Source organism: Candidatus Symbiopectobacterium sp., from assembly GCF_020054415.1.
In the GTDB taxonomy this organism is placed as follows: domain Bacteria; phylum Pseudomonadota; class Gammaproteobacteria; order Enterobacterales; family Enterobacteriaceae; genus Symbiopectobacterium.
This window is the reverse complement of sequence record NZ_JAHWCO010000333.1, coordinates 1-4,338: the sequence shown is the minus strand read 5'-3', so window position 1 is coordinate 4,338 and position 4,338 is coordinate 1. Positions and strand designations below refer to the sequence as shown.

General features: G+C 52.5%; 3 protein-coding genes and 1 pseudogene. 3 read left to right on the top strand and 1 reads right to left on the bottom strand.

Annotation, left to right across the window (positions count from 1 at the left end):
- Window positions 1-301: 301 nt before the first annotated feature.
- On the bottom strand, window positions 302-1,729 hold the full coding sequence (sbcB, locus tag QZ506_RS09740; RefSeq protein ID WP_291970693.1) for an exodeoxyribonuclease I: 1,428 nt from the start codon (window positions 1,727-1,729) through the stop codon (window positions 302-304).
- 233 nt (window positions 1,730-1,962) lie between these two features.
- Here sbcB and QZ506_RS09735 point away from each other — a divergent pair, with 233 nt between their 5' ends.
- The 3 genes and pseudogenes from QZ506_RS09735 to QZ506_RS09725 form a co-directional block, all read left to right on the top strand.
- Window positions 1,963-2,904, top strand: coding sequence for a siderophore ABC transporter substrate-binding protein (locus tag QZ506_RS09735; RefSeq protein WP_291970691.1), 942 nt, complete (start codon window positions 1,963-1,965; stop codon window positions 2,902-2,904).
- Between the two features lie 21 nt (window positions 2,905-2,925).
- Complete coding sequence (locus QZ506_RS09730) at window positions 2,926-3,873, top strand: iron chelate uptake ABC transporter family permease subunit (protein WP_291970694.1); 948 nt, start codon at window positions 2,926-2,928, stop codon at window positions 3,871-3,873.
- A 34-nt stretch (window positions 3,874-3,907) separates the two neighbouring features.
- Window positions 3,908-4,180, top strand: a pseudogene (locus tag QZ506_RS09725) (iron chelate uptake ABC transporter family permease subunit); the annotation flags it as partial.
- Between the last annotated feature and the right edge of the window lie 158 nt (window positions 4,181-4,338).

Below are 4,338 nucleotides of genomic sequence, written 5' to 3'. Positions count from 1 at the left end.
GATGCTCAGGTGGGTGAAGCCGTGGCCATGGTCAAAGCGCTTAACCGGATCACGCTATTAGGAATGCCGAACAGTATTCGCATCACGTAACAATCGACCCGTATGGGGCGCAGTCGTTACAAGTTCTGATTTATTCAACAACGCCCTGATCTACCTGGCGTTTGTGACACGCACTTTCCGTGAGCCGGTGCAGCAGTGCAGCGAAGAGCTGCTGTGAAAATATAGCGGTTAACAGCACGGTTCGACCTTGAGCCGGTTCACGATGCGAACCGGCTTTTTTGTCTTTAACACCGTAGAAAAATCAGCCGACCAATGTCTGTGTATAGACGAATAGGGCTTTTAGTAACTCGGCTTTACGCTTGTCGTTTTCGTGCTGAGCATAAAGTTCTTGTAAATATGAGACATAGTCTTGAAGACGTTCGGGCTTGAATACCACTTTGCGGTGCTGTAACCAACGCTGTTGCTCACTGTCATCCAAGGTGCCGGGAAAGTTTCTTGCGCGATAACGGAATAATAAGTGCGCGACGCGATTGTCATTAAATGACAGATCCAACGCAGGCAGGTTCTTTGCTGCCGTCTGCTGAATAATGTTCATGGCAGCCCGGTCGGCATCGCCAAAAAAACCATCGTATAACCGCATATCCACGTCACTGTCCGGCGTAAAGGGCGGCGCATCGGCATAGAGCTCCACCACTTTTTCGCGAAGATCGCTGCGTTGACGTAACACCGCCAAGTTATCGAGACAACGCTGGCGATCGATCCCCAGTCGAGCAGCATCTTCTGGGCGCAGAGTGTTGGCGGGGGCCAGCACCGGGCATTTATTGATATGCACCAGTTTGACGGGGGCCGGGCTTTGCTCGGGAGCCAGACGCTCACGCGGGGTATAGAGCCGTTCACGGAGCGCATCAGCATCCAGTTCAAGCAGCGGGGTGATATCACCGGCCAGATCGCACAGGATCACCGCATTGCGATTTTCCGGGTGCCAGGCCAGCGGCACCACCCAACTGGTATTGCCACGCGCCGCGCCAAACATCCCGCTGACATGTACCAGCGGTTTCATTTGGGGAATATCGATAAGCTGACTGACTTTGTTTTTATTGCGCAGCGCAAACAGATACTGGAACAGTTTCGGCTGGGCTTGCTTAAACAACTTCGCCATGGCAATGGTGGCATACACATCGGACATGGCATCGTGGGCGTGTTCGTGCGCGACGCCATTGGCCTGTGTCAGATGCTCCAGGCGAAAGCTGGGCAAGCCGTCATCATTTAGCGGCCACTCGATGCCGTCCGGGCGCAAAGCGTAGCAAGCGCGCAGTGCATCCAACAAATCCCAGCGAGAATTGCCGTGTTGCCAACTGTACGCATAGGGATCGTAGAAATTGCGGTAGAAAATGTTGCGGCTCACCTCATCGTCGAAGCGAATATTGTTGTACCCCATGATGCAGGTGTTCGGCACACTGAAGGCGGCATGAATCTGGCGCGCGAATTCCGCTTCGCAAACCCCTTTTGCTTGTGCGAGTTGCGGCGTAATTCCGGTGATCAGCACCGCTTCCGGTTCGGGCAGGTAGTCATCCGTGGGCTGGCAGTAAATCACCAGCGGCTCACCAATGATATTGAAGTCCATATCGGTACGCACACCGGCAAACTGTGCCGGGCGATCACGGGCAGGGTGTTTACCGAAGGTTTCATAATCATGGATGAAAAACGTGGGTTGTGTGGTATCGGCCATATTCACTGTCGCTCGACTGTCCTTGGGTGTGCCGTTCGTCCGGATAAGACTCAAGAATACCATTGAAATGAGGTTCTGTGCGGGTTTCCTGATGTGCATCAATTCCTAAGGGGCAGGAATCCCTATGCATTCACACCATCATTCGTTACAATTTCGCACTTTAATGCGAATGATAATTAAATTCCTTCTGGCACGCAGTGCAGTGCTGGAAGGCAATTAACAAGGAGACGATGATGCGGTTTTCCAGTGCGATTAAAACGACGCTGTTAGCTTCTCTGCTGGTAGTAGCAGGGTGCGATCAGTCAGAGACGTCCTCTACCGACAGTTCAACCATTAGCGTTGAACATGCCCAAGGGGTAACAACGGTGCCGCTGCATCCGAAAAAAGTTGTCGTGTTTGATCCCGCCATCCTGGATACGCTGGATGCATTGCAGATCCCGGTAGCAGGCGTGCCACAGAGCAGCGCACATCTTCCTCCTTTTCTTGCCAAGTACTCCGGCAGTGAATACCTGAATGCAGGCACCCTGTTTGAACCCAATTATGAAGCGCTGAGCAGCGCCAAACCGGATTTGATTATTGCCGGCGGTCGCGCTCGTGATGCCTATGACAAACTGAGCGGCATTGCGCCGACCATTTCTCTGGATGTTGATGAGCAGCAATTTATGCCGAGCTTTATCCATCGCATTGAGCAACTGGGCGAGATTTTCGGCAAACAGGATGAAGTCAAAGCCAAGATCGACGATTTCAAACAACGCGCCGCGCAAACCCGTGAAAAAGCGGGGCAGGCAGGTACGGCCATGGTGCTGATGGTCAATGGCGGCAAGATTTCTGCCTATGGTCCTAAATCACGCTTTGGTTTTGTGTTTGACGAATTGGGGTTCGCTACGGCCACTGAATTTCCCGATCAGGATCGCCATGGCAACGTGGTTACCGCAGAACTGTTGCTGAGCATCAATCCTGAATGGCTGTTTGTATTAGACCGTGACAGTGCTATCGGCACCACAGATGGCTTGCCTGCTCAGCAAGTATTGGATAACCCGTTGGTGACGAAAACCAAAGCATGGCAGAACCAGCACGTGGTGTATCTTGATTCAGCGTCACTCTACATAGCAGGTGGCTTACAGAGCTATTCGCATCTGATTGATGACGTCAATAAAGCGTTAGACAAGAAGTAATCTGACAGCATGATGCTAGCCATGAAACCTGTCTATTTGTCGGCTGTATTTATCCTGTTGGCCGGGATGATCGTTGCCAGCCTTTTCGTTGGTGCCGGTCAGGTGACTCTGGATGCCGTGTGGCGCGACCCGATTATGCGCGATATCTTTTTGATCAGCCGTGTTCCGCGCACGCTGGCGGGCGGTGCCATGAGCGTGGCAGGTTTGATCATGCAGTTGTTGACGCAGAATCGCTTTGTCGAGTCATCGATGGCGGGGACCACACAGTCCGCCAGCCTAGGGTTGCTGGTGGTGATGGTATTAATGCCCTCCGCCTCACTGCTGGTGAAAATGACCGTTGCTAGTCTGTTTGCCATGGCAGGCACCGTGTTGTTTATGCTGCTGTTGCGGCGCATCGTGCTGAAATCGGCGCTGGTGGTGCCGTTGTTAGGTATTATGCTGGGCGCGGTGATCGGCGCGATAACCACCTTCGCTGCGATGCATTTTGACCTGTTGCAGTCGCTAAGCGGCTGGGAGTCAGGTGATTTCTCCGGTGTGCTGCGCGGACGTTACGAACTGCTGTGGCTGGTGGGTATTCTTACGCTGATTGCCTGCTGGACGGCAGATCGCTTCACTGTTGCGGGCATGGGGCGCGAGTTTTCCGTCAACGTCGGTCTCAACTATCGACAAGTGATGCTGCTCGGGCTGGCAATTATTGCCATCATCAGCGGGGTGGTGATGGTGGTGGTCGGTACGCTGCCTTTCCTCGGTCTGATTGTGCCTAACCTGATCAGTATGCTGCTTGGTGACAATGTGCGTAAAACCATTCCCTGGGTGTGCCTGCTTGGCGGGGGATTGGTGTTGCTGTGCGACGTGATTGGGCGGGTGATTCGTTATCCGTTTGAGATACCTGTGAGTGTGATTCTGGGCGTCATTGGTGCGGTGGTGTTCCTTATCCTGTTGTTGAGTCAAAAACGCCATGTCAGTTAACGAGATAAAACTATCCCGCAGCGATAGCGGATTGATGGCCGTTATCGCTACGCCTGCGAAACGCTTGTGGTTACTCGGCGCGTTGGCGTTGACGACGATCGTTATTTTTATGACCATCAAACTCGGCAGCAATTTGCAGTACATTCTGCTGCATCGTGGTCTGACGTTAGCCACCATGCTGCTGGTGGCATTTGCCGCCAGCACCTCCACGCTGCTGTTTCAAACGGTGACCAACAATCGCATCCTCAAGCCGTCCATTATGGGTTTCGAAAACCTGTTTGTGCTGATTCAAACACTGATCATCTTTGTGTTTGGGGCCAAAGGCGGCTTTGTTGAATAAATAGAACTTTTGGGTAATCATCGGAGCAGATCACCACAGTTGTTTCAAAATCAGGTCTCCATGGCAAAACAAAATTTTAAAATCACCAACTGGCCCTCTTATAACAAGGCCCTCAAGCAGCGCGG